Genomic DNA, 24,915 nt, shown 5'->3' on the forward strand with positions numbered 1-24,915 from the left:
TGGGGTTTACATTGCCAGTTTGGGAATACAGCCTACTGTGCTGAGAAAAGGCGCGACGTCCGGGGAGGGGATATGAGCACCAAAATACTTCTTTGTGACTGCGCGGGGTCTCAATCCATTGACGCCGAAAAGCTGGCGTCGGCCTGTGATGTGGCGTGCTCAAAGGTTCACACCGCCCTATGTACCCGTGAGATCGAAGTGGCGGCTGCGTTAATGCAAGAAGGCGACACACTTATCGCCTGCGGGCAGGAGCAGGACGTATTTCGTGCGCTAGCGGAAGAATTGGAATTGGATGCGCCGGGGTTCGTCGACCTGCGGGATCGTGCAGGCTGGTCCGAGCAAGGGAAAGATGCAGCGCCCAAGATGGCCGCCCTTGCGGCCGAGGCTTTGTTGCCCCAGCCCATAACGCCAAGTATGGATGTTTTCAGCGAAGGGACCTGTTTTATTATCGGACCCGGAGCTGTCGCTTTTGACGTGGCCGAGCGGTTGGCAACCGCGCTGGCTGTAACGGTGTTGGTGACGGACGACTCTGAACCAATGTCGCGCGCCTACGACGTTGTGCGGGGGCGCATCAAATCGCTGAATGGGGCATTGGGTGGGTTCACCCTGTCGATGGACGCCTTGCAGCAACTTGAACCCGGTGGGCGAGGTGCCTTTGCCTGGAGCGAGCCGCGCGATAAGGCTAAATCGTCCTGCGACATCGTATTGGACCTTACGGGCGGGACCCCGTTTGTGCAGGCCCCCGCCAAACGTGAGGGGTATCTGAGTGCGGACCCTAAGGATGCTGTCGCCGTCGAACGGATGATGTTCGACGCCGCGCAATTGGTCGGCACGTTTGAGAAACCTCTTTACGTTCGGGTTGAGGAAAGCCTTTGCGCACATTCCCGGGCCGAGCAGGTCGGGTGTACGAATTGCCTGGACATCTGCCCGACCGGAGCAATCACACCGGCAGGTGAGCATGTGGCAATTGACCCGATGATTTGCGCGGGATGCGGAGCGTGCGCAGCACTCTGCCCATCGACCGCAATCACGTATGAAGACCCGCCTGTATCGGCCTTGCTGTCGCGGATGCATATCCTTGCGCGGACTTATCGCCGGGCCGGAGGGCAGGCCCCTCGGCTGCTGGTCCACGATTCACATGGGGCGGAAATGATCCGGCTTGCCGCTCGTTTCGGCAGGGGTCTGCCGTCAGATGTAATTCCGATCGAGTTGGCTGTGATTTCCGGTTTTGGTCATGCCGAAATGCTGGCTGCCCTGGCACACGGATTTGCACGGGTTGATGTCGTGCTTGCGCCGACAACGGAACGGGACGCATTGGATCGTGAGCTTGAACTGGCGCAGGCGATTGCCGGAATTGGCGCGCTTGGTTTGATTGACGAGGCAGACCCGGATGCGCTTTGCGATTCGTTGTACGAACAAAACGCCCCGGCTCCGCTGGCTGATCCGGTTCTGCCGCTTGGCAACCGACGGCAGATTGCGCGGTTGTCAGCTCAGGCCCTCAATCCACAAGCTGAGGCACCGTTGCCATTGCCCGAAGGCGCGCCCTATGGTGCCGTTGCGGTCAACACCGACGCCTGTACCTTGTGCCTGAGTTGCGTGTCGTTGTGCCCATCCGGAGCATTGATCGACAACCCGGACAAGCCGCAGTTGAACTTTCAGCAGGACGCCTGTCTGCAATGCGGGATGTGCAAAACGATCTGCCCCGAGAACGCGATTACGCTTGTTCCGCAACTGGACCTCAGCGATGCGGCCCTGTCTCAGCAGGTGTTGAATGAGGAAGAACCCTTCGCCTGTGTCGAATGCGGGGCGCTGTTCGGGGTCAAATCGACAGTCGAGCGTATCATGGAAAAACTGTCGGGCACGCACCCGATGTTCGCAACCTCGGACAAGGCGCGGATGATCCAGATGTGCGACAACTGCCGCGTGAACGCGCAGTTTCAGCAGACGGACAACCCCTTCCAGTCCAATCCGAAGCCAAAGGTCGTCACCACCGACGACTATTTTTCAAAAAGAAAGGATCACTGAAGCTGAAGCGGCGCGCCAAGATCGGCGGCTTTTATGACGGATACGAAAGCCAAAATAGCCTCCAAGTCATCCAGCGTCATTTCGACAGGATGGATGGGGGGCGGGCGTTCAGGATCGAACGGAGCAGTCAGCCCTTCAATTTGCGTGAAGGCCGGATGGGGGTTAAGGGCGAAAAACGCCTCAAACCGTTCAGACCAGTCAGGCATCGCGCGCAGCACCGCAAAAGATGGGGTAGAGCCCAGACCGTTCATTCGGTTCCTGGGGCCGATCACGTGGCACCGCCCGCAATGAGTCATCGACAGTTCTTCGCCCAATGCTGCATTGCCGTCGATTACGGTTTCCTGCTGAACGGCGGCGACCTCAAAGCTGGCAGAAAACGGCGGGCCGCTGTTGGGGCTGAACCCTTCCACGGTGCGTTTTCCGATATCCGAAAGCAGCCAGTCACGGAACCTTTCGTGTTTGGCGTCATCTTGGATACGCAAGTGGTAAATTACGCCGTTCCGGGCAAAGACAGGATCGCCCGGCGGTTCCGCCTCCAGAACAAGAACGCCCGTGTCATCCGTAATAACGCGTATCCCGGTCTTGAGAGAGAAGCGCGGAAGGATATGTTGCAACAGACCAGAGTCTGTAACCTCTGTGGGGGCAGCAAGTCCCAACGCCTCTTGCGACCAAGAGGGGGTAGCGGAGAGCGTCAGGCTCAGGCACAAAAGGACACGGCGCATGGCAGCAGCCTAAGGGCACCGCCCCGGATGCGTCAAATAAACAGAAAGAGACAAAGACACATGGTAGGTCAACTAAGTGGGTTTTCGGCATGAGCGTGCGTGACGCGGTTCTGGCGAACCTGAAGAAGATCACGGATCCTGTTTCCGGGCAGGATATCGTCAGCGCGGGTGTTGTACGTGCACTGAATGTCGAAGGTGATAGCGTCAGATTTGTTCTGGAAATCGACCCGAAACAGGCCGAGCGGATGGAGCCGGTTCGTGCTGCTGCGGAACAGGCCGCGCAGATGGTGGACGGGGTTGCCAAGGTTTCGGCGCTTATGACCGCGCATTCGGACAAGGCACCGCCCGATCTTAAGCCCAAGCCCAAACCGTCGCAGACCGGACCGCAAGCTGTGCCGGGTGTTGACCGGATCATTGCCGTGGCGTCGGGCAAGGGGGGCGTCGGTAAATCTACTGTTTCCGCAAACTTAGCCTGCGCACTTGCAGCGGAAGGGCGGCGTGTTGGCCTGTTGGATGCTGATGTGTATGGCCCGTCGCAACCCCGGATGCTGGGTGTTTCTGGTCGTCCTGCCAGCCCAGATGGAAAGACGATCCTGCCGCTGCGCAATCACGGCGTCACCATGATGTCGATGGGATTGATGACGAACGAAGGTCAGGCGGTTGTTTGGCGCGGGCCGATGCTGATGGGCGCACTGCAACAGATGATGAACCAGGTGCAGTGGGGTGCGCTTGACGTACTGATCGTCGACTTGCCGCCGGGTACCGGTGATGTCCAGCTAACGCTGAGCCAGAAGTTCAAGGTGGATGGGGCGATCGTTGTGTCGACTCCGCAGGATGTTGCCCTGATCGACGCCCGAAAGGGGATCGACATGTTCAACCAACTCAAGACACCGATCGTCGGGATGATTGAGAATATGTCCACTCATATCTGTTCGAACTGCGGGCATGAGGAACACGTGTTCGGTCACGGTGGCGTTGCCTCCGAAGCCGAGTCGCTGGGTGTTCCGTTGTTGGGGGAAATTCCCTTGCACCTGGACATTCGGGTCGCGGCGGATGGTGGAGCCCCCATCGTGGTCAGTAAACCCGACAGCCCTCAGGCCGAGGCATTCCGCAAGATTGCCCGCGACCTGATTGCCAAGGGCAACGTATGAGCGAACCGGTCTTTCCCCCATTGCTGACGGGTCACCCAGTTCAGGGCGGAGAGGACCCGTTCCAGCGTGCTCAGGCCATGGCTGCGCTGGGATGTGATGCGGGAACAGTGGTCTACAACATCCAGGCCGACCGCCTGCGGGTTGCCATTGTCTTTGCGCCCGAAGTTTCCTTGCAGGATGCAATGGCTATGCTGCCGCTTTGTTCGGTGGGATTCCAGAATGCGCTGGGTGCCTTGGCCCCGCCCGAGGTCGCGGTGCATCTGGATTGGGACGGACCGATCCGCGTGAACGGCGCCACGTGCGGTGTGTTTCACGTCGCGGCATCAACTAACGCGCCGGATGAGGAGCCGGATTGGTTGATTGTTGGTTGGGAACTGGCCTTGCTGCAAACCAGCGACGCGCCGGGCGAAAACCCAGATATAACAGCACTTTATGACGAAGGGTGTGCCGAAGTCACGGCGCCCCAGTTGGTCGAAAGCTGGTCGCGCCACACGCTGACATGGCTCAACCGCTGGCAAGAGGACGGTAACGCGTCGCTCCATGCTGAATGGATGGGTCTATTGCGTGGGGTTGGTGAGCCTTATGGCGATAAGGGCGTTTTTCTGGGAACGGATGAAAGATTCGGTATGCTGATCCGAGATGGGTCAGACACACACCTGGTGCCGCTGACGGAGTTATTGGAGAACGGATGATGAAACTGGCCCGAGCCATCCATTTCGATGAAAGCGACTTGAATGTGTTTCACTCTCCGGCCCGAACGGGTGAGTGGTGCATTTCCGGTGGGTTCGAGTTCTCGAACTGGGGCGAAGGCGATCTTGAAGGCAAGGCACGGCAGGCTTTTGCAAATGGGTGGTTGGGGCTGGAAACCTTTGGTCGTGTGACTTTTGTTGCCGTCACGCAAATTGAACAGGCCGAGATTGATCAGATCACCCGGAACCTTGCTGAACACTTCGTGCACCTCTACGGGGCACCGTCCGTCGATGCGGCGTTGGATGTCGCGCGGTCCGAAATCGCGCACATGACCGATTTGTGTGAAGAACACGCGCCCAATACGTTGCTGACGGTTGCCCGTGAATTGTCAGACACAGGTGTTCATGAGGCGTACCGGATAATCACGCCACAAGAAACGCAGCTTGAAGCATTGGCCGTTCACGGCTCGCTTGACGACTGACGCCTAAAGCAGGTCGGCGAAACCGCCAAATTGACCGCGTTTGAAGATCAGGCCTTTACCAGTGCGATACATGACTTTTTCGACCTGGCCCACAAGGATCAAGTGATCCCCTGCTTCGTGACAGGCGTGCAGGTGACAGTCGAACCGCGCCAGACAATTCTCCAGTTGCGGGCGGCCGATATGGTCAGAAACCCAATCCGCATGCGAGAAGTCCTCGCCATTCCGCGCGAATTTCACGGCTTGTTCCTGTTGTTCCTCGGCCATCACGTGAATGGAATAGTGCCGACAATCCTTGAACGCATCGTATCTGTTCGAGTCCTTGGCCAGACACCACAACACGAGAGGCGGGTCCAAAGACACGGATGAGAACGAATTCACCGTGATTGCCCGCGGCCCCTGTGCCGTATTGGTGGTTACAACGGTTACACCTGTGCCAAAGCACCCCAAGGCCTCGCGGAACGCGGTGCTTTGGTCTGTCGTTGGTGTAAAGGTGTTTTCCGTCATCTTCCGCTCAATCCGTGGCCGCGCATCAGGTGCCACGGCATGTGGGGATTGTCCACGAAAAGCTGAGTCTGCGGCGTATTTTTCCCGCTCAGTTCAGGTCTTCCAGCAGTCGACCGTGCTGACGCGTTGCTTCGATCACCGCCCCAAACGTGTTCATCCCGCGCGCCTGTAGCATCGGCAGCATTTTGACGAGGGCTTCAGCCGTCGCCACCGCATCACCTAGTGCCGTATGGCGCAGTTCAACCGGGATAGTGATGTCTAGCCTGTCGCACAAGGCATCCAGCGTGTGTTTGTCGCTGGCACCGAACAGCACGGCCGACAAAAGAACTGTATCAAGTATCGGGTGGTTCCAATCCACATCCATCCGTTTCGCGTGCCGTCGCAGGAACGCCATGTCAAACGGCGCGTTGTGCGCGACGATGACCGCGTCGTGCGCAAATTGGTGGAACACGCGCCCGGCTTCCGTGATGTCCGGCGAGTCTTGGACCATCCGGTCGTTGATCTTGTGCACTTTGGTCGAGGCCGGCGGGATGGGAATGCCGGGGTTCACCAGCATATCAAGATTTTCACCCGCCACGATGCGCCCATTCACAACCCGGACTGCTCCGATCTGAACGATCTCATCCTTATGCGGTAAAAGCCCCGTGGTTTCGGTATCGAATACAACAAAACACAAGTCCCGCAACGCCTTGGAGTCAAACTCGGTGTCAGTGTCAGAGTTCAACAGGTCAAAATCATACACAAGTGGTCGGGCTGCCTCGGGCGAAATGTTGGCCGCGCTGTCTTCGAGGATCAACATATATCCCGGCGCATCCCCCAGGGGTTTCATCCGGGCAGAAAATGTTTGCGTTCCGTCGATACTCGTAAGGTCGCAGATGACTTCCCGCCCTGTTTTTGCCAAGGCAGCATAGGCGTCTTCCAACGGGCGCGGCTTCAAGTATTCAAACAGCGACGAATTCAAGCGGGGGTGGGCGATTTGCGCCAGAACTTGCGCGGCCTGTCCGTCGTACAGAACGATCTTATGCGTCGGACTTGCCAGAACCATGGCAACCGGAATTTCGGTCAGAAGAGCGGTCAGCCTTTGCTTTTCGGCAGCCAGATGAGCGGTTTCGGCAGCGACAGCTTCGGCGACACCCATGGTTTTTTCCGACAACTGACCTGCCAACCCGGCGGCGGCCGGGGCCAGATCCCCAAGATACCTTGCGGCCTGAACGTCCATGTCGGTGCTGACCCCCGCATGGGCCCGGGCACGCAGTTCAGCCGAGAGCCGCTCAATCGGTTTTGCGACGTTGTCGTCGAACAACAGCCAAACCGCGACGATCAGAGCGACAAAGCCGAACGCCATGAGGATTTCCGCAAAGACAAACGCATTGATAAGTTCTGGGTCAGCGATGCGCTGATAACTGACCCACAGCGCGGTCGAACTAACCGCCAAACCACCAACAGCCAGCAGGCAGAAAAACAGGAAAATGCGCAGGCGCAGGCTTAGCCGGATCAGCATGTTACACTCCGCAGGTGGCCTCGATGATCGGGTCGTTGGTTTCCCCCTTGATCCAGTCAGCGTTCAGCAACTGGCCGTCCGCGCTGAATTCTGCGCCGTCTGCCAGATTGGCCCGCAGATTCTGAGCGCAGTCGACCGCGACCGGAAGTTTCGAGACAGGAGACCAGCGGCCAAAGAAATAGATATCAACCAGCCGTTGATCCGGCACTTGTTCGTTGCTGCGGACCGAGGCGGTGTCGATTGCCGCAAAGCGTTCCACATAAGGCACCGCATACGTCCACGGGCGATAGAAGGCACGACTTTCAACTTGTTGGATGACCTCCATGCCTTCGGGCAGGGTGTCAGACGTGCGGTCGTACCACGAATATTCGCTGCTGATCGTCGCCACGATCATGCCCAGCCCAGCGGCGACAGGGGCTATCCATTTGGGCAGACGCCCTTTGACCAGCTTGTTCACCAGCATCACGACGCCCGCACAGGCGATGCCGACAAAGATTGTGGCGATCAATTCCAGGAACATTCATTCTCTCCCAATTCCGGCTGGTTCAGCCGAGCATTCCTTTTCCATGCCCTACCGCGGATTGCATCGTTTTTACCACAACGAAGGCGTCGCGCAGATGGCTTCGCTCAAAGTCCGACAAGTCAGAGGGGGGCAGGAAATTGTCCGGTGCCTTTTCGCCTTTCACAAGTCGAACCTGATGCTCTAACCGGGTTTCGGCAATCAGATCGTAAGCGTCCAACAAGTCACGCGCGCCGGAGTCGCTGAGGATGCCGGCGCTGGCTGCGGCCTTGAGCCGGGCGCGTGTATTGGCTTCGGGCAGTTCCCCCTGCAGGCTGTAGATGCGCGCCAAATCCACAACTGGAACAACGCCATTATGCTTTAGATCCAGCGTGTTGCGATGCTCACCTGATCTAATTGTCGCGAAGCCGCGCAGCAGTCCTAGCGGCGGTGTGTGTTTCAGTGAATTCGAGATCATGTGCGCGACAAAAATCGAGTTTGCTTTGGCCGCGGCAAGCGTGTCGGCTTGCAGGTCATCAAACAATTTAAACGCGCCACCGATCGGACGCAGGTCGAACATGACCGAGGCCAGCATCTGTGCCTCGGGGTTGGGTTTGGCGATCCAGCCTTTGAAATAGTCGCGCCATACGCGCACCGGCTGACACCAGCGCGGGTTCGTCGCCATCATGTCGCCGGGGCAATAGAAATACCCGCAGGTGTCCAGCCCGTCCGAGACGAATTTGGCCAGAGCCGCGAAATAGGCCATATCGTCATCCGTGACGTCGTCATCCAGCATCAGGCAGTTGTCCTGATCCGATACACCCGTCTGTTCCTGTCGACCCTGCGATCCACAGGCCAACCACAGGTAAGGGACGGGCGGCGCGCCAAGTTCTGCTTCGGCCAGTGTCAGCAACCTGCGGGTTGCCGTATCCGCGATGTCCGTGATCAGGCGTGTCACGATCTCATGCCGGTTTCCGGCGGCGACCAATTGCACTAAAAGCTGCGGGATTTCCTCGGTCACCGCTGCCATTTGCTGCGCCGTCTGCGCCGAAGCGATCCGGCGGACAAGTTCGGCGGAATTCACCGCCTGATAGTGGGTCAGGTCGGTCTGCGTTACGATACCGACAAGCCGCCCACCTTCCGAGATCGGGATATGGCCAATCCCGCGCTCCATCATGATGTGCAGAACATCTGATCCAATGTCCGAGGGTAACAAGGTAATCGGATCAGCCGACATGATGCCCGACACAGGTGTGTCGTTCGGCAGCCCATCGGCCACGAATTTACCCGAGATATCGCGCAGCGTTACGATTCCAAGCAGCGCCTCGCCTTCGGTCACGCAGAGCGATGAGATGTGTTTGTCGCGCATCATCTTCGCCGCCTCGCGCACTGTTGTGGTAGGCGGGCAGGTGGCCGGGTTATGCGCCATCAAAACGTCTATGGCGCTTGTCGCCAAACTCTGAGGGCCAGACCGGGTGTCGCGGGTTCGATTGAAGAATTTGGATACGACCGGATGCCCGTCGATCAGATCACGCACCAGATCGGGTGGCAAAACCAGCAGCACCGAGGGCGTATGCGCCTTGGCCTTCGTCGCGGCCTTTCCACCCTTTAAAAGGCCTCGTTCGCCAAAGGAGTTTCGCAATCCCAGATGAGATACGACCGCGTCATTCCCATCCTTTATTTCCACCTGTCCTTCGTAGATCACAAAGACGCCGGGCAGGGTGTGGCCCAGCTCGTATACCGGGTAACCCTCTTCGACTTCCCAGACTTCGATCTGACGGGCCACCGCGTCTAGAACATCCGCTGGCAGGGCGTCATAAGGATGTACGGATTTCAGAAACCGAGTGATCTCGTCATGGGACAGGGGCATCGGATACTCCGCGGTTTCGGGGTTGAAAAATCCCGCCCGGTGGTGTGCCGGGCGGGAGTAGTCAGTCGAAAGATGCAGCCTTTGGCAAGAGGCCTTGGGGCCGCATCATGGTTCAGTGATCCTGAGCTGCGCCCGCGCCACGGGGAATGCGGATGCTTTCGACCATATCTTTGATCTCTTCCGGGGTCTCTTTGGTCGCGCCTGCTACAAAGTAGGCGACGGCAAAGTTGACCATGGCACCGATCGCACCGAACGAGGTCGACTTGATCGGACCCAGCAGCGGATCAGCATCTGTGAACGAGTTGGTGCCCGGAATGAACAGCCAGCCTTTGTGCAGGAAGATGTAGATCAGGGTCACAACCAGACCGGCCAGCATGCCCGCGACCGCGCCGACATTGTTGATGCGGGTCGAGAAGATCCCCATCATCAGCGCCGGGAAGATCGAGGCCGCCGCCAGACCGAAGGCCAGCGCAACTGTCTGCGCCGCAAATCCCGGAGGATTCAGGCCCAGATAGGTTGCCACGGCGATGGCAACAGCCATTGCGATCCGTGCCGACAGAAGCTCTCCTTTTTCCGAGATCTGCGGGTTGATCGCACCTTTGATCAGGTCGTGGGACACCGCCGACGAGATCGCCAGCAGCAGGCCCGCAGCGGTTGACAGAGCGGCCGCAAGACCACCGGCAGCAACCAGACCGATAACCCAGCTTGGCAGGTTTGCGATCTCGGGGTTGGCCAGAACCAGGATGTCACGGTTGAACTTGGTCAGCTCGTTTCCGACCCAGCCTTTTTCCTCGGCAAGTGCCTGCATGTCGGCATTTGCGTCGTTGTAGTACTGGATCTTGCCGTCGCCGTTCTTGTCTTCCCAGTCCAGCAGGCCGGTTTTCTGCCATGTCTGCATCCAGTCATAGCGTGCGTCATTGTCGATCTGTTCGACCGAAACGGCGCCACCTTCGATGCCACCATTGGGCCACATCATGTCGGTGATGTTCAGGCGGGCCATGGCACCAACTGCGGGCGCAGTCAGGTACAGCAGCGCGATGAACACCAGTGCCCAACCGGCGGACCAGCGTGCGTCAGACACCTTGGGAACGGTGAAAAAGCGCATGATGACGTGCGGCAGACCGGCGGTACCGATCATCAGCGACAGCGTAAACAGCACCATGTTCAGAGTGTCCGAATGGTGGGTGGTGTATTCGTTGAAACCCAGCTCGGTCACGATGGCGTCCAGTTTGGCCAGAAGCGGTTCACCGCTGGCGGTATCGCCAAACAGACCCAGCGCCGGAACAGGTGTGCCGGTCAGTTGCAACGAGATAAAGATCGCCGGGATAGTATAGGCCGTGATCAGCACGCAGTACTGAGCGACCTGCGTATAGGTCACACCTTTCATGCCGCCAAACACCGCATAGGCGAACACCACACAGGCACCGATCAGCAGACCGGCGGTGTTGCTGACCTCAAGGAAACGGCCAAAGGCAACGCCAACGCCGGTCATCTGACCGATCACGTAGGTCACCGATGCGACGATCAGACAGATCACAGCAACGATACGGGCGGTCTGGCTGTAGAACCGGTCGCCGATGAATTCGGACACCGTGAACTTGCCGAACTTGCGCAGATAGGGCGCCAGCAGCAGGGCCAGCAGCACATAGCCGCCCGTCCACCCCATCAGGTAGGTCGAGTTGTCATAGCCGGTAAAGGCAATCAGGCCCGCCATCGAAATGAACGAGGCCGCAGACATCCAGTCCGCCGCTGTCGCCATACCGTTGGTAACCGGGTGAACGCCGCGACCAGCAGCGTAGAATTCCGATGTAGAACCCGCACGGGCCCAGATCGCGATGCCGATGTACAGCGCGAAGGATGCGCCGACAAACAGCAGGTTGATGGTAAACTGGTCCATGGGACTTATTCCTCCTCAACGCCGTATTCGGCGTCCAGTTTGTTCATGCGCCAGGCGTAGTTGAAGATCAGCACCAGAAAGACCAGGATTGATCCCTGCTGGGCAAACCAAAAGCCCAGATCGGTGCCGCCCACGGAAATACCCGACAGCAGAGGACGCAGCAGAATGCCGAATCCAAAAGACACCAGCGCCCAGATCACGAGGCTGATGTAGATGAGACGCAGATTGGCCTGCCAATAGCCCTTGTCGGCCTCGGCAGTCTGCGCGGAGTTTGTTGATTGATCCGCCATCGCGGGGTCCTCCTTCGCTTCCTCCTGTTGCGACCCTTTGCCCAATCCACCGGTGCTTGGGGCCGCTTTCCGATACGCCCAAGGCCGGTTGGCATCAGGCAAAACCTCTCCGGCCCGCCAAGGCGGGTCCGATGAAGTATCCGTTTAGGAATTCAGCCCTTATTCAGGGCGGGCTGCATTCCCTTAGTTCATCGCGCTGCTGACAACTTTCTCAAGCTGGCTTGCGATGTCGTCGATATTGCCCATGGCGTTCAGTCCTTTCAGAACGCCATGGTCTTGGTAATACGTGATCAGAGGCGCAGTTTGCGCGTGGTAGGCCGCAAGGCGCGAGGCGACGGTTTCGGCGTTATCATCTGCGCGACGTTTAAATTCGGAACCGCCACACTTGTCGCATTTCCCGTCGGTCGCCGGGATTTTGAACGTGTCGTGATACCCTTCACCACACATTGCACAGGTGTAACGGCCCGATATACGCGTGACCATTTCCGCATCTTCAACCTCAAGGCTGATTGCGGCGTTGATCCTCTGGCTGGTTTCGGAAAGCAACGTATCCAGTGCCTGCGCCTGAACAGTCGTGCGCGGGAAGCCGTCAAGAATGACACCCTTGCCGCAATCCGGCTCGGCCAGACGGTCGCGCAGGATGGCGATGACAATATCGTCACTAACCAACTCACCAGCTTCCATGACGGCTTTGGCGGTTTTGCCTGCCTCTGTTCCCGCAGCGACCGCTGCGCGCAGCAGGTCGCCAGTGCTCAGTTGAACCAGTCCGAACTTGTCTTCCAGCATCCGGGCCTGCGTTCCCTTCCCGGCACCCGGAGGGCCGAGAAGGATCAGAACAGCGGGTGTGGTGATCGTGGCAGCGTCCATCACATCCTCACTTATTTGCGCGGTTTTCGATCAGGTCTTCAACCACCGACGGATCAGCTAGCGTCGAGGTGTCACCGAGCGAGCCAAAGTCATTCTCGGCGATCTTGCGTAGGATACGGCGCATGATTTTACCCGAGCGGGTTTTTGGCAGACCTGGCGCCCACTGGATCACGTCCGGCGAGGCAATCGGTCCGATCTCGGTCCGTACCCAAGTGCGCAGTTCTTTCAGCAGATCATCCGAAGGCTCACGATCATTCATCAGAGTGACATAGCAATAGATGCCCTGACCCTTGATTTCATGGGGATACCCGACCACAGCGGCTTCAGCCACGGCAGCGTGGGCAACCAGCGCGCTTTCCACCTCGGCGGTGCCCATGCGGTGCCCCGAGACGTTGATTACGTCGTCAACACGTCCGGTGATCCAATAATCGCCACCCTCGTCACGACGGCAGCCGTCACCGGTGAAGTAATAGCCTTTGTAGTCCGAGAAATAGGTCTTTTCGAACCGCTCATGATCGCCCCAGATGGTGCGCATTTGCCCGGGCCAACTGTCCTTGATGCACAACACACCCTCGACCCCGTTGCCTTGGATCTCGACACCCGACTGCGGGTCCAGAACCACGGGCTGCACACCAAAGAAGGGCTTCATCGCCGAGCCGGGCTTGGTCGCATGTGCGCCGGGCAGGGGGGTCATCATGTGACCGCCAGTTTCAGTCTGCCACCACGTATCGACGATCGGGCATTTACCCTGGCCGACCACGTCATTGTACCAGTTCCACGCTTCTGGGTTGATCGGTTCACCCACCGTGCCCAGCAGGCGCAGGTCGCTGAGGTCGTGCTTTTCAACAAACTCATTGCCCTGACCCATCAGCGCGCGGATCGCGGTAGGGGCGGTGTAGAATTGGGTTACCTTGTGCTTGGCGCAAACCTCCCAAAAGCGGCCTGCATCGGGATAGGTCGGGACGCCTTCGAACATCAGTGTAGTCGCACCGTTGGCCAGTGGGCCATAGACGATATAGCTGTGGCCGGTAACCCAGCCCACATCCGCTGTACACCAATAGATATCGCCGTCGTGGTAATCGAACGTCACTTCGTGGGTCAGCGATGCATAAACGATGTAGCCGCCAGTGGTGTGTACAACTCCCTTGGGCTGACCTGTCGAACCAGAGGTATAGAGGATGAACAGCGGGTCTTCGGCATTCATTTCCGCCGGGGCGCAATAGTCATCCGCCTCAAGCGCCATTTCGTTGTAGTCAAAGTCGCGGCCGCTGATCCACGTGGTCTGGCCGTTGGTGCGCTTGACCACAAGGCATTTAACAGTGTCCTTGCAGTGCAGCAGCGCCGCATCGGCGTTGGATTTCAGCGGGGTCTTGCGGCCTCCGCGCGGCGCTTCGTCTGCTGTGATGACAACTTTCGCGTCGCAGCCATTGATCCGCGCCGCCAGAGCGTCCGGCGAGAAACCTGCAAACACAATAGAATGGATCGCGCCAATCCGCGCACAAGCCAGCATCGCATAGGCTGCTTCGGGGACCATCGGCAGATAGATCACCACGCGGTCGCCTTTGCGCACACCCATTGACTCGAGGATATTTGCCATCCGGCAGGTGCGACGGTGCAGTTCCGAATAGGTGATATGCTGGGCCGCGTCATTTGGATCATCCGGCTCCCAGATGATCGCTGTCTGATCGCCGCGTGTTTCAAGATGGCGATCCAGACAGTTGGCTGAAACGTTCAGCGTGCCATCAGCAAACCAGTTGATTCCGACCGAGCCGAAATCATAGCTGACATCCTTGACCTGGGTGAAAGGTTTGATCCAATCGATACGCTTTCCCTGCTCGCCCCAAAAGGCGTCGGGATCGTTGACGGAGGCTGCGTACATTTCGGAATATTTGTCAGCATCGACATGTGCACGCGCAACGGTTTCTGCGGATGGCGGATAAACATTGGCATCTGCCTGGGCAGCGGTTGTCATTCTGAGGCTCCTCCCTCTAGGACTAAAATTTACGGGCCCGATTTTGCCTGCTGATTTGGCAATGTCGACCCGCATCCTCCCGGTACCGAATAATACGGAGAACTGAAAACAAGGGAATAAATTACAGAAAACTAAGGATTAGTTTGTAAATAAATTTCTGTGCATCTCGGAAAACAGAAAATGAATTTAAAAATTTTTTCTAAAAATATTTAAAAAACAAATAATTAGTTGTAATTGAATTGACGTGTAAAAGCTGACATCTGAACCATAGGCAATAGGTATTAGAAAATCATCTTTTGGTTGTTAGCGCCCAACAGATTCGAGGAACAAGAGGATGTACTGTGTGCCGGGGGTTGGCACGTTCATATGTTGGCGCTAGCTTTGTTCCCAAGCGCCCCGGTAGGAGGCGCAACAAAGGGAGAAATCATGATGAATAAGATGTTGAGCGGTGCCGCCGTCGCCGCTTTGACCGTTGCTTTCGTGTCCGAAGCCGCAGCAACCGAATGGAGCGCCTCGGTTTGGGGCAAGCGCCGCGCCTTTACCGAGCATGTTGAGAAGCTGGCCGAGCTGGTCAGCGAAAAGACAGGCGGTGAATTTACGATCAATGTCAGCTATGGCGGTTTGTCCAAGCCGCGTGAAAACCTGGATGGGATCGAGATTGGAGCCTTTGAAATGGCTCAGTTCTGCGCTGGGTATCACCGCGACAAGAACCGGGCGATCACGGTTCTGGAGCTGCCGTTCCTTGGCGTAAACACGTTGGACGAAGAAGTGGCCGTCAGCCATGCCGTTTACGACCATCCAGCAGTCCAGGATGAGATGGCCCAGTGGAACGCGCGCATCATCATGACCTCGCCGATGCCGCAGTATAACCTTGTTGGCACAGGCGATCCGCGCGCAACCTTGGCGGATTTCGATGGAATGCGGGTACGTGCGACGGGCGGTCTGGGACAGGCATTCGAGGCCGTTGGCGGCGTACCGACATCGGTTCCCGCGACCGAGGCGTTCAATGCAATGGAATCAGGTGTTGTTGACACTGTTGCATTTGCCCAGCACGCACACCTGTCCTTTGGAACCATTAACGAAGCAGACTGGTGGACCGCAAACCTGAACCCCGGCACTGTTAACTGCCCCGTTGTTGTAAACATCGACGCGTATGAGGCACTGCCGGCCGAGCACCGTGAAGCGCTCAACAGTTCGATCGACGAGGCGATTGAACACTACCTTGCCAACTATGGCGGGCTGTTGGAGCAGTGGGACGGCGTTTTGTCCGAAAAGGGCGTTGAAAAGGTCATGATCGACGATGCGGTGATCGAAGAATTCCGCACAAAGGCCGCCGATCCGATCCGTGAACAGTGGATTGCTGACATGTCTGCGCAGGGTCTGCCTGCACAGGACTTGTATGATCTGGTTCAAACCACGTTGCAACAGCAGCGCAGCGGAAACTGATCTGCATGTTCCGGGTGCCTGGCAGGGCACCCGGATACAAATAAAAAACAAGGGGATCACCGGAATGGCAGGACAGGCCACGGTGCTGGAAGATGGCAGTCGCCTCAGCCGGCTTGATCACCATCTGCTTAGGATAGAGCGGTTTCTTGCCCTGATAAGCGGCCTCGCTGTCTTTGGCCTGATGGTTCTTGCGGTTGTGTCAGTCAGCGGACGCAACGCATTCAACGCGCCTTTACCCGGCTATGTGGACTGGATCGAACAGGCCATGCCACTGATTGCGTTTCTTGGCGTGTCTTTCGTTCAGCGTGACGGGGGACATATACGTATGGATATCGTGATCTCTCGCCTGCATGGGCGGGCGTTGTGGCTGTTCGAACTGATCTCGGTCGTCCTTATCCTTGTGTTGATGCTGGCTCTTGTCTGGGGGAGCTGGTCGCATTTCGACCGCTCATTCGATTTCGGCGCACCATTGTGGAGCCGCGACAGCTCGATCGACATTGGTATCCCGCTTTGGCCTGCGAAACTGTTGGCACCTGTCGCGTTTTCTGTGCTGTGTGTGCGTTTGGTCCTGCAAATCTGGGGATATGGGCGGGCCTTTATTCTTGGGTTGGAAAACCCCGTGGCCGTGCCCTTGATTCAGGATGCCGCCGCGCAAGCCGCAGCCGAAGCCGAGCAATTTGAGGGGCAGGACGAGTAGATGGACAGTATTGACATCGGGCTCTGGGTCACCGGTGGCCTGCTTGTATTGGTCGTCACAGGTATGCGCGTGGCCTTTGCTGCTGGTCTGGCCGGATTGGTGGGGTTGGTTTGGATTTTCTGGGCCAAGTTCGGTTACGACCCGGACCGGTTCGGCAAGGCTCTGACGGTTGCCGTCAAAACGGCGGGGCAGGTGCCGCATTCCAAAGTCGCAGCCCACACCCTTAGCCTGATCCCGACTTTCATCCTGATCGGGTACCTTGCTTACTATGCAGGCCTGACCCGCGCATTGTTTGAGGCGGCCAAGCGTTGGGTCGCCTGGGTGCCGGGAGGGTTGGCCGTATCGACCGTATTCGCGACGGCGGGCTTCGCGGCTGTATCCGGCGCCTCGGTTGCGACGTCAGCAGTATTCGCACGCATCGCGATCCCCGAGATGCTGAAGGTCGGGTACAACAAGCAGTTCGCCGCGGGTGTGGTTGCGGCTGGCGGAACTTTGGCGTCATTGATCCCACCCTCTGCGATCCTTGTGATCTATGCCATTATCGTTGAACAGGACGTTGGAAAGCTCCTGTTGGCCGGTTTCATTCCGGGCGCGTTCTCGGCCGTGGTCTATGGATTGCTGATCGTGGGGATTGCGGTTGTGTTCAAGTCCGTTGGCCCACCGGTCACCGGCTTTTCATGGAAACAGCGTTTTGCCGCGCTGCCGGGTGCATTTCCGATCGTGGCCGTGATCCTGATAATCATCTGTTTCGTCTATAACCCATTTGGTGAAAAAGCATGGGGCACACCGACCGAAGGCGGAGCAATCGGCGCATTTATCGTGTTCTGCTTCGCTCTTTTCCACGGGATGCGCTGGACCGAGCTGAAGTCCGCACTGCTCGAGACCGCAAAGCTGACTGCGATGATCTTTTCGATCATCTGGGGCGTTCTGATCTACGTGCGTTTTTTGGGATTTGCCGACTTGCCGGGCGCTTTCTCGGATTGGATCACCGGGTTGGAAATGTCCCCGATGCTGATCCTGATTTGTATCTTGCTCGCCTATGCGGTGCTGGGGATGTTCATGGATGCCATCGGGATGCTCTTGCTGACCTTGCCGGTTGTTTACCCGGCGGTCATGGCGCTGAACGGGGGCGAGACTGTCAGCGCTGCAGATAGCGCTTTTGGCATGTCAGGGCCGATGTGTGCCATCTGGTTTGGGATACTTGTGGTCAAGATGGCCGAGTTCTGCCTGATCACACCACCGATCGGTTTGAATTGCTTTGTTGTTGCAGGTGTACGCCCAGACCTGAGTGTTCAGGACGTTTTTAAAGGGGTGACCCCCTTCTTTGTCGCAGACGCGGTCACTATCGCATTGCTTGTCGCGTTCCCGGGCATAGTTCTCTATCTTCCGTCGCTTGCCAGTTAGCAGTTTGTATTTTGCGAGGCTCTGCCTCGCGCTCCGGGATATTTTTGGCCAGATGAAGAACGGATCCCGCACTTCATCTGGCTCTAAATATCCCGGGGGAGTCGCCCGCAGGGCGGCGGGGGCAGCGCCCCCAATCAACTTGCTCGCATCAACATTCCGTACAGGTCGCGCGGATCGTCAGGGTCAGCCAGCATATCGAGCGGCTCGTAGAAATCTGTCCCGTCGATTGCGGTTTTGATGTAGCGCAGGGCCGAGAAATCCTCGATTGCAAAACCGACGCTGTCGAACAGTGTGATTTGCCGGTCGTCGCGCCGACCCGGCGCTTGCCCTGTTATTACCTGCCACATTTCGGTAACGGGGTGATCCTGATCAAGCGCCTGAATTTCACCTTCAATGCGGGTTTGTTCAGGATATTCGACGAAAATCTCTGACCTTAGCAGGATATCCCGGTGCAACTCGGTTTTGCCGGGGCAGTCGCCGCCGATGGCATTGATGTGAACGCCGGGCCCGACCATGTTATCGGTCAGAATTGTTGCGTATTTCTTGTCGGCGGTGCAGGTGGTGATGATCTGAGCACCTTCAATGGCGTCTTCAGGCGTTTTGCAGCAGACGACCGTTAGGCCAGACGCCTTGAGGTTCGAGGCGCATTTCTGAGTTGCATTTGGATCGGTATCATACAAGCGCACCGTATCAATTCCGCACATTGCCTTGAAGGCCAGGCATTGGAACTCGGACTGCGCGCCATTGCCGATCATAGCCATCGTTGTGGCCGATTTCGGAGCCAAATAGCTGCCCACAAGCGCAGAGGTCGCCGCGGTTCGCAATGCCGTCAAAAGGGTCATCTCGGTCAGCAATGTGGGATAGCCGGTATACACGTCGGCCAGCAGACCAAAGGCCGTGACGGTTTGCAGCCCTTCTGACGTGTTTTTGGGATGACCGTTGACGTATTTGAAACCGTAGGCTTCACCGTCCGACGTTGGCATAAGCTCGATAACGCCATGCGGTGAGTGCGCAGGTATACGCGGTGTTTTGTCGAAACTTTCCCACCGCTTGAAGTCGGCTTGAATCTGGCTCGCGATCTGCGTGATCATCCGCTCGACGCCGATGTGGTGTACCAATCGCATCATGTTGTCGACAGAAACAAATGGCACCAGTGCCTTGTCAGAAGGTTGTGTCATCAAAAACTCCGGGTCGGGCGGTCAAAGATTCGACGCCCCAGCAAAGAGGCGGCCAGATCGACCATCAGTTTTGCGGTTCTACCGCGTTCATCCAGAAAGGGGTTCAGCTCAACCAGGTCCAATGAGCACACAAGCCCGCTTTCGTGTAGAAGCTCCATAACCAGATGCGCTTCGCGTTCGGTTGCGCCGCCGGGAACGGTCGTGCCGACGGCTGGTGCGATTGAGGGGTCGAGGAAATCCACATCGAGCGAAACATGCAGGATTCCGTTTGCTGCCCGTACCCTGTCAAGGAATGCCATCAGAGGGGCTTTGATTCCATGTTCGTCGATGCTGCGCATGTCGGCCAGCATCGCGTTGTCTTGTTCAAGCCTTTGCCGCTCGGCTGGGTCCACAGAACGTAGTCCGATCATGCCAACGCGATCGGTTGGAACTGGGATCGTTACCGCAGGAAAGCTATCAAAACCCGGCTGCCCGGTGAAATAGGCGACAGGTGTGCCGTGCAGGTTGCCGCTGTCGGTGCTGCCGGGCGTGTGGAAGTCGCTATGCGCATCCAACCAGAGCACAAACAGGGGCCGGTCAATTCCGTTGGCATATTCAGACATGCCTTTGACCGTGCCCATCGACAAAGCGTGGTCGCCGCCCATAAAGATAGGCAGTCCCTTTGCCGCGGTTTCTTGGGCGACGCGACTTAGCGCGTGCGTCCAGCCCACGCATTCCGGCAGGGCAAACAGGTGATCATGCGGCGGTATGTCAGTGTCGTCTGCACGAATATCACCGACGTCCTGAACCGTATGTCCCAAGTTTGCCAGAGCCTGCTCCAATCCTGCCACTCGATAAGCGTCAGGACCCATTCGACAACCTTGCCGGCGTTTACCCGCATCCATCGGAGCGCCGACCAATATTACGTTTCCTGTATCCATATTACTATCTAACCACTCGTTGCGGGTTGCGAATAGACTGCAAAGTGTTCAAAAAGATATCTGTCAATACAAAGTGAGAAGTAGTTATGGACGATTTGGATGGTCGATTGCTCAGTGCTTTGCACCGCGATGCCCGCGCGTCGCTGTCAGAGCTTGCCGAAACGCTGGGAGTAACGCGCGCGACAGTGCGCAACCGCTTGCAGCGCCTCAAGCAGTCGGGCGAAATCGTAGGGTTTACCGTGCTGACCCGGCAAGATGTGGCGCAAAGCCCTGTTCGCGGCTTGATGACGCTTGAGATCGAAGGCCGTGGCACCGAACGGACCATGTCGCGGATCGCGGCTTTGCCGCAGGTTCGAGCCGTGCATTCGACCAATGGGAGCTGGGATCTGATTGCGGAAATCGGGACCGAAACCTTGGCCGAATTGGATGAGATCCTCTTTCAAATTCGGCGGATGGAAGGGATCACCCGTTCTGAGACCAATCTGCTGCTCTCGACCCGCAAGGGGCGCGTCTGACGCCCGTAGTGCTTTGACGTTCAATGAAATTGTGCAACAGTTTCCCGGCGTAGTGATGCGCGCGAGTGACCATAATCGGGCCTGAGAGCAGGGGAACATCATGACGACGCAGGACACAGGCGAAGAACTGTGGGCGGTTCGCTGGGCCGAACGTGCGACAGGTTTTCTTGAGCGACCTCTGGTCCGTATCGCAATTCCGGTGTTGGTCACATTGATCGCGCTGGTCGTTTTGCATGAGTTGTCGTCGCATGTGAAATGGTCAGACGTTCAGACAGACGTGGCAAATACGTCTTGGAAGCTGATGTTCTTTGCCGTCTGCTGGACGGCATTCAGCTTTGTTTCCCTGTCCATGTACGACGTTTTTGCAGTTCAAAGCGTGGCGGATGGTGAAGTTCCCTTGCCCGTCGCGGGGATGGCGGGGGCGTGTGGCTATGCCGTGTCGAACTGTTTGGGCTTTTCCTACATCACGGGAACGGCGATCAGGTACCGCATTTATGCCTCGCTAGGACTGGACCTTGGGCGGGTCGCGGGTGTTATCGCTACGTCGTGGATAGCGTTCTGGTCAGGTATGGTCTTGTTGCTGGGCTGCCTGTTGACCCTTCATCCTGACGGGATTTCCAAGATACTGCCGATCAACGAAACTGTCGAAACCGTCATAGGTATCGGTCTTCTTATCGGCCTTGCGACGTTGTTGATCTGGCTGGCAAAGGGCGGGCGCAGGCTGGCCTATGGTGGGCTGGGGTTCAATCTGCCCGGTGGGAAATTGGCCGGATTGCTAACCCTCGCAGCCATTGGTGATCTGTTCGGAGCGTCCATGACGCTATATGTCCTGATGCCAGATGATCTGGGTATCGGTTTCCCGTTCTTTTTTGCTGTGTACATTGGCGCCATCGCGGTCGGTATTCTAAGCCACGCTCCGGGCGGGATTGGCGCGTTTGAGGCAACGCTGATCGCAGGGCTGGGGGCCTCGGGCCGCTCGGACGTCATTGCTGCCTTGTTGCTGTACCGGTTGGTTTATACGTTCCTGCCGTTCGCCATCGCCAGCCTTTCAATCGCGGTCGCGTCTGCCTTGACGCATCGCCGCAGAATTGGCGGAGCCGCCACGTGGGTTTACCGCGTCCTGCGCCCCATCGTGCCGATGGTCGCTGCGGGTGTGTCAGCCGTTGCCGGGGTGATCCTGCTTGTCTCTGGGGCGCTTCCGACCAGCAGCCAAAACCTTGGGGTCCTGCGGGATTTCCTGCCTTTATCTTTTGTCGAGGCGTCGCACCTTGCAGGAAGCGCGGTTGGCGTTCTGTTGATCCTTGTCTCGCGCGGGCTGTTCCGAAAACTCTATCGTGCTTGGATCGTGGCTATGCTGCTGATGGTTGTCGGCTTTTTTGCGTCACTGACCAAGGGCCTGGATACGCATGAAGCAATTAGTATGCTGGGTACAATCGGCTTGCTTGCCATGTTCCGGGGCGCGTTCTATCGCGTCAGCGGTGCTTCGATTTTCAGATTGAATATCCCGTGGCTTGTCAGTGTGATTGCCCTGCTGGCGGTCATTTTCTGGATCGGTTTGTTCGCCTATTCCCACGTGGAATATCAAAACTCCCTTTGGTGGGAATTCGCTTGGAACGGTGACGCGTCGCGCTTCCTACGCTCCAGCCTGATTGTGGCGGTTATTTTGGGCGTGGTTGCCGTGAACACGCTGTTTGGAAGGGACATTCCACCACCAGTTCGCACCGAGATCCCCAAAGCGGTCGAACGTCTGGCGATGGAAAGCGAAGATACCGAGGCGCAAATCTCATTGACTGGCGACAAGCAGTTTTTGATGTCGCCCGAGGAAAACGCTTTTCTGGCCTACGCCGATACCGGCAATGCCCTGATCAGCAAGGGCGAGCCTGTCGGTGATGAAACCGCCGGCCAGCAACTGATCTGGCAACTTCGTGAAATGGCGGATCGTGAGGGCAAGCTTTGTGCGTTCTACAGTGTTTCGACCAAATACCTGCCGACCTTTCTTGATCTGGGTCTGTCGATTCTGAAAATCGGTGAGGTCGCGCGTGTGCCGCTGAATGACTTTTCCCTGGACGGAAAGTCGCGAAAACGCTTCCGTCAGGCCAAAAACCGGGCCGAGCGGGAGGGGTATGTGTTCGAAATCATCCCTAAAGAGCAGCTTGCACCGGTTCTGCCCGAGTTGCGGAAGATTTCCGATGATTGGCTCGCGCGAAAAGCGGGTGAAGAAAAGGGGTTCGCCCTCGGTGGGTTTGACGACGAATACCTTTCGTATTTTGACCATGCGGTTCTGCGTAATGGGGCGACAGGCGAAATCGTTGCGTTTGCCAATCTGTTTCAGGGTGGTCACAAATCTGAACTGTCGCTGGACCTGATGCGGTATGAGCCCGACAGTCCCAGCTTTGTCATGGACGCCCTGTTTGCCGAGATGATGTCTTGGGGGGCAGAGCAGGGGTTCCAATGGTTTTCGCTGGGTGCCGCGCCGTTTTCAGGGATCGAAAACCGTCAGCTTGCCTCGATCTGGAATCGCATTGGCGGGTTCGTTTACGAACATGGTGAACAGTTTTATCACTTTGAGGGGCTTCGATCCTTCAAGCAGAAGTTCGATCCGGACTGGAGCCCGAACTATCTGGCCAGCCCCGGCGGTCTGGCGGCCCCCCGAATATTGTATGAGGTGAACATCCTTATCTCAGGCGGGTTGAGGGGCTTGACGAAATAGCGATCAGTTCAGGCTGACCCCGGTGGGCGCTTCCTGCAGCAGGTCGCCCCAGTCCGTGCGGTATGCCATCTCTGCCAATACGGTCTCGGGCAGGAATTCCTGATTCTGACGAATTTGCCAACCTCCACCCAGCCCCTTGTAGACTGCGACCAGATTGCTGGAGACCTGCTGTCTGGCTTCGATCAAATTCGCCTGCGACTGCAACAGCGCGGTTTGCGTGTTCAGAATGCGGGAATAGCTGGCAGCCCCATCGCGGTACTGATCCACCGCAATCTCAGCCGCCTTGCGTGCGGCCGCGACGCTGTTTTCATAAAAGCCGACCTGCTTGCGGGACTGAGAATAGGCAACCATCGCGCTTTCAACTTCGGAATAGGCCGTCAGGACAGTGTTCTGGTAATTTGCGATAAGGGCTTGATAGGCCGCGTCCTGCGCGCGGACGTTGTTCTTGATCCGGCCATAGTTCAGGACGTTCCAGACCACCCCGGCATTGGCAAGCCCGGTCGTGCTGGCCGCCGAAAACAAATCGCGGCCGCCCGAAGCCTGCACTCCGATAGAACCCGACAGGATAAACTGTGGGTAAAGGTCCGCGAGAGCAATCCCAACTTGCGCCGATTGCGTAGCTGCGGCCAATTCAGCCGCACGCACGTCCGGGCGGCGCCGCAAAAGCTCTGCCGGAACGCCAACAGATACATTGGAACGAGCGGACGGAATGCGGCCAGAACTTCCCAACAGGCCGGACATTCGTGACGGGGTCGCGCCCAGCAGCACCGCCAGCGCGTTCTTTGCTTGCTGCAAGTCGCTTTCGATTGCGGGGACCAGAGCCTTGGTGTTGTTCAGCAGCGCTTGAGACTCCTGAACATCCAGCTCAGTCGTGACGCCGTTCTTGAACCGGAGTTCGGTTAGGTTCGCGCTTTCCTGCTGCAACTGAATGTTCTCACGTGCGACAGAGAGCGACTCTTGCAACGCTCGGATGTTGACGTAAAGCGCGGCGACATCGCCTGTCAAAGTAACCAAGGCGTCGTCATAGTTGGCGACCTGAAGCGCAAGGTTAGATCGTGCTGCCTGCACACCCCGCCGTTGCGCGCCCCAGACATCCAGCTCCCATTGTGCATCAAAGCCGACTTGCGAGGTCGAAAATTCGGTATCCAACGGAATAATCCGGTTGATGTCTGAAATCGGCCCGAGATTTTCGCTGATTTGGCGCCGTTCGATAGAGCCGCCGATAGCCTGTGATTGCGGATAAAGCTCGCCAAACGCGATACCCAACTGCGCGCGGGCCTGCAAAACGCGGGCACCTGCCACTTGCAGGTCAAGGTTCTGGGCATAGGCTTCTGCGATCAGCTTGTTCAAGGTGGGGTCGTTGAATGTCTCCCACCAGCGGACCACGGGGGCGCTGCGCGAGGTCAAGCCACTGGGCCCTGTGCTGGGGCTGTTCACCTCGATCCATTCCTTCACGACCGGAGAGTTCGGCCGCACGAAATCGGGGCCAACTGGTGTGCACGCCACAAGCAAAGCTGCGCTTAGTGCTGTACCGATGATCCTGCTGCGGAAGTTGGCCCGGTTCATGGCGTGCGTC

21 protein-coding genes are annotated in these 24,915 nt (G+C 57.6%); 9 read left to right on the top strand and 12 right to left on the bottom strand.

All coding sequences use genetic code 11. The annotated features are described in order from the left end of the window. Positions 1-72 precede the first annotated feature (72 nt). Positions 73-2,025 (top strand): 4Fe-4S binding protein, encoded by a 1,953-nt coding sequence (locus GOX73_RS02725; RefSeq protein ID WP_171134775.1) that lies wholly within the window; start codon positions 73-75, stop codon positions 2,023-2,025. Here GOX73_RS02725 and GOX73_RS02730 read toward each other — a convergent pair. Further along, on the bottom strand, positions 2,019-2,747 hold the full coding sequence (locus GOX73_RS02730; protein WP_171122968.1) for a cytochrome c: 729 nt from the start codon (positions 2,745-2,747) through the stop codon (positions 2,019-2,021). The genes GOX73_RS02725 and GOX73_RS02730 overlap by 7 nt on opposite strands. An 89-nt stretch (positions 2,748-2,836) precedes the next feature. Here GOX73_RS02730 and GOX73_RS02735 point away from each other — a divergent pair, with 89 nt between their 5' ends. The 3 genes from GOX73_RS02735 to GOX73_RS02745 are packed head-to-tail and all read left to right on the top strand — an operon-like array spanning position 2,837 to position 5,069. Next, positions 2,837-3,898 carry an Mrp/NBP35 family ATP-binding protein gene (locus GOX73_RS02735; protein WP_171122970.1) on the top strand — a complete coding sequence of 354 codons (1,062 nt, stop codon included), beginning with the start codon at positions 2,837-2,839 and terminating at the stop codon, positions 3,896-3,898. After that, the gene (locus GOX73_RS02740; protein WP_171134776.1) at positions 3,895-4,590 is read left to right on the top strand and encodes a biotin/lipoate--protein ligase family protein; all 696 of its coding nucleotides are present in this window, start codon (positions 3,895-3,897) and stop codon (positions 4,588-4,590) included. The genes GOX73_RS02735 and GOX73_RS02740 overlap by 4 nt, the downstream gene beginning before the upstream one ends. After that, positions 4,590-5,069: a DUF6505 family protein gene (locus GOX73_RS02745; RefSeq protein ID WP_171134818.1), complete on the top strand. Its 480-nt coding sequence runs from the start codon at positions 4,590-4,592 to the stop codon at positions 5,067-5,069. Before GOX73_RS02740 ends, GOX73_RS02745 begins: the two co-directional genes overlap by 1 nt. A gap of 3 nt (positions 5,070-5,072) precedes the next feature. Here GOX73_RS02745 and GOX73_RS02750 read toward each other — a convergent pair whose 3' ends face one another. The 8 genes from GOX73_RS02750 to acs form a co-directional block, all read right to left on the bottom strand. Further along, positions 5,073-5,573 (bottom strand): flavin reductase family protein, encoded by a 501-nt coding sequence (locus GOX73_RS02750; protein WP_171121160.1) that lies wholly within the window; start codon positions 5,571-5,573, stop codon positions 5,073-5,075. A gap of 88 nt (positions 5,574-5,661) precedes the next feature. Continuing rightward, a complete protein-coding gene (locus tag GOX73_RS02755) occupies positions 5,662-7,074 on the bottom strand; it encodes a 3'-5' exonuclease (protein WP_171122976.1) in 1,413 nt (470 codons plus the stop codon). Position 7,075: 1 nt separating this feature from the next. Further along, a complete protein-coding gene (locus tag GOX73_RS02760; protein ID WP_171121162.1) occupies positions 7,076-7,594 on the bottom strand; it encodes a hypothetical protein in 519 nt (172 codons plus the stop codon). A gap of 25 nt (positions 7,595-7,619) precedes the next feature. Beyond that, the gene (locus GOX73_RS02765; protein WP_171122978.1) at positions 7,620-9,443 is read right to left on the bottom strand and encodes a DUF294 nucleotidyltransferase-like domain-containing protein; all 1,824 of its coding nucleotides are present in this window, start codon (positions 9,441-9,443) and stop codon (positions 7,620-7,622) included. A 112-nt stretch (positions 9,444-9,555) separates the two neighbouring features. Next, the gene (locus GOX73_RS02770) at positions 9,556-11,340 is read right to left on the bottom strand and encodes a sodium:solute symporter family protein (RefSeq protein ID WP_171121164.1); all 1,785 of its coding nucleotides are present in this window, start codon (positions 11,338-11,340) and stop codon (positions 9,556-9,558) included. 5 nt (positions 11,341-11,345) lie between these two features. After that, positions 11,346-11,630, bottom strand: coding sequence for a DUF4212 domain-containing protein (locus tag GOX73_RS02775; RefSeq protein WP_171121165.1), 285 nt, complete (start codon positions 11,628-11,630; stop codon positions 11,346-11,348). A 183-nt stretch (positions 11,631-11,813) separates the two neighbouring features. Beyond that, a complete protein-coding gene (locus GOX73_RS02780; RefSeq protein WP_171122980.1) occupies positions 11,814-12,497 on the bottom strand; it encodes an adenylate kinase in 684 nt (227 codons plus the stop codon). 7 nt (positions 12,498-12,504) lie between these two features. Next, positions 12,505-14,469, bottom strand: a complete 1,965-nt coding sequence (acs, locus tag GOX73_RS02785) for an acetate--CoA ligase (RefSeq protein WP_171122982.1) — start codon at positions 14,467-14,469, stop codon at positions 12,505-12,507. 429 nt (positions 14,470-14,898) lie between these two features. On the opposite strand from acs, the gene dctP reads away from it, so the two are divergent. From dctP to GOX73_RS02800, 3 genes are all read left to right on the top strand, one after another. Next, on the top strand, positions 14,899-15,915 hold the full coding sequence (dctP, locus tag GOX73_RS02790) for a TRAP transporter substrate-binding protein DctP (protein WP_171123582.1): 1,017 nt from the start codon (positions 14,899-14,901) through the stop codon (positions 15,913-15,915). Positions 15,916-15,979: 64 nt separating this feature from the next. After that, the gene (locus GOX73_RS02795) at positions 15,980-16,612 is read left to right on the top strand and encodes a TRAP transporter small permease subunit (RefSeq protein WP_171122984.1); all 633 of its coding nucleotides are present in this window, start codon (positions 15,980-15,982) and stop codon (positions 16,610-16,612) included. After that, on the top strand, positions 16,613-18,016 hold the full coding sequence (locus tag GOX73_RS02800; protein ID WP_171122986.1) for a TRAP transporter large permease: 1,404 nt from the start codon (positions 16,613-16,615) through the stop codon (positions 18,014-18,016). It begins immediately after the preceding gene. Between the two features lie 134 nt (positions 18,017-18,150). Here the strand turns inward: GOX73_RS02800 and GOX73_RS02805 are convergent, their stop codons facing one another. Beyond that, a complete protein-coding gene (locus GOX73_RS02805) occupies positions 18,151-19,194 on the bottom strand; it encodes an ornithine cyclodeaminase (RefSeq protein WP_171122988.1) in 1,044 nt (347 codons plus the stop codon). Beyond that, positions 19,194-20,114, bottom strand: coding sequence for an arginase (gene rocF, locus GOX73_RS02810; protein ID WP_171122990.1), 921 nt, complete (start codon positions 20,112-20,114; stop codon positions 19,194-19,196). The genes GOX73_RS02805 and rocF overlap by 1 nt, the downstream gene beginning before the upstream one ends. An 86-nt stretch (positions 20,115-20,200) precedes the next feature. On the opposite strand from rocF, the gene GOX73_RS02815 reads away from it, so the two are divergent. Next, complete coding sequence (locus GOX73_RS02815) at positions 20,201-20,629, top strand: Lrp/AsnC family transcriptional regulator (protein ID WP_171121173.1); 429 nt, start codon at positions 20,201-20,203, stop codon at positions 20,627-20,629. A gap of 100 nt (positions 20,630-20,729) precedes the next feature. Next, on the top strand, positions 20,730-23,339 hold the full coding sequence (gene mprF, locus GOX73_RS02820) for a bifunctional lysylphosphatidylglycerol flippase/synthetase MprF (protein WP_171122992.1): 2,610 nt from the start codon (positions 20,730-20,732) through the stop codon (positions 23,337-23,339). 3 nt (positions 23,340-23,342) lie between these two features. Here mprF and GOX73_RS02825 read toward each other — a convergent pair whose 3' ends face one another. Next, entirely contained in the window at positions 23,343-24,905 is a 1,563-nt protein-coding gene (locus tag GOX73_RS02825; protein ID WP_171122994.1) for an efflux transporter outer membrane subunit, read from the bottom strand. Positions 24,906-24,915 lie beyond the last annotated feature (10 nt).

Origin of the sequence: Ruegeria sp. HKCCD7221, from assembly GCF_013031225.1 — a bacterium.
GTDB lineage: Bacteria > Pseudomonadota > Alphaproteobacteria > Rhodobacterales > Rhodobacteraceae > Ruegeria.

Bases quoted from the DNA above. Each gene is read 5' to 3' on its own strand.
- GOX73_RS02725 (WP_171134775.1), top strand. From the start codon at position 73: ATGAGCACCAAAATACTTCTTTGTGACTGCGCGGGGTCTCAATCCATT.
- GOX73_RS02730 (WP_171122968.1), bottom strand. From the start codon at position 2,747: ATGCGCCGTGTCCTTTTGTGCCTGAGCCTGACGCTCTCCGCTACCCCC.
- GOX73_RS02735 (WP_171122970.1), top strand. From the start codon at position 2,837: ATGAGCGTGCGTGACGCGGTTCTGGCGAACCTGAAGAAGATCACGGAT.
- GOX73_RS02740 (WP_171134776.1), top strand. From the start codon at position 3,895: ATGAGCGAACCGGTCTTTCCCCCATTGCTGACGGGTCACCCAGTTCAG.
- GOX73_RS02745 (WP_171134818.1), top strand. From the start codon at position 4,590: ATGAAACTGGCCCGAGCCATCCATTTCGATGAAAGCGACTTGAATGTG.
- GOX73_RS02750 (WP_171121160.1), bottom strand. From the start codon at position 5,573: ATGACGGAAAACACCTTTACACCAACGACAGACCAAAGCACCGCGTTC.
- GOX73_RS02755 (WP_171122976.1), bottom strand. From the start codon at position 7,074: ATGCTGATCCGGCTAAGCCTGCGCCTGCGCATTTTCCTGTTTTTCTGC.
- GOX73_RS02760 (WP_171121162.1), bottom strand. From the start codon at position 7,594: ATGTTCCTGGAATTGATCGCCACAATCTTTGTCGGCATCGCCTGTGCG.
- GOX73_RS02765 (WP_171122978.1), bottom strand. From the start codon at position 9,443: ATGCCCCTGTCCCATGACGAGATCACTCGGTTTCTGAAATCCGTACAT.
- GOX73_RS02770 (WP_171121164.1), bottom strand. From the start codon at position 11,340: ATGGACCAGTTTACCATCAACCTGCTGTTTGTCGGCGCATCCTTCGCG.
- GOX73_RS02775 (WP_171121165.1), bottom strand. From the start codon at position 11,630: ATGGCGGATCAATCAACAAACTCCGCGCAGACTGCCGAGGCCGACAAG.
- GOX73_RS02780 (WP_171122980.1), bottom strand. From the start codon at position 12,497: ATGGACGCTGCCACGATCACCACACCCGCTGTTCTGATCCTTCTCGGC.
- acs (WP_171122982.1), bottom strand. From the start codon at position 14,469: ATGACAACCGCTGCCCAGGCAGATGCCAATGTTTATCCGCCATCCGCA.
- dctP (WP_171123582.1), top strand. From the start codon at position 14,899: ATGAATAAGATGTTGAGCGGTGCCGCCGTCGCCGCTTTGACCGTTGCT.
- GOX73_RS02795 (WP_171122984.1), top strand. From the start codon at position 15,980: ATGGCAGGACAGGCCACGGTGCTGGAAGATGGCAGTCGCCTCAGCCGG.
- GOX73_RS02800 (WP_171122986.1), top strand. From the start codon at position 16,613: ATGGACAGTATTGACATCGGGCTCTGGGTCACCGGTGGCCTGCTTGTA.
- GOX73_RS02805 (WP_171122988.1), bottom strand. From the start codon at position 19,194: ATGACACAACCTTCTGACAAGGCACTGGTGCCATTTGTTTCTGTCGAC.
- rocF (WP_171122990.1), bottom strand. From the start codon at position 20,114: ATGGATACAGGAAACGTAATATTGGTCGGCGCTCCGATGGATGCGGGT.
- GOX73_RS02815 (WP_171121173.1), top strand. From the start codon at position 20,201: ATGGACGATTTGGATGGTCGATTGCTCAGTGCTTTGCACCGCGATGCC.
- mprF (WP_171122992.1), top strand. From the start codon at position 20,730: ATGACGACGCAGGACACAGGCGAAGAACTGTGGGCGGTTCGCTGGGCC.
- GOX73_RS02825 (WP_171122994.1), bottom strand. From the start codon at position 24,905: ATGAACCGGGCCAACTTCCGCAGCAGGATCATCGGTACAGCACTAAGC.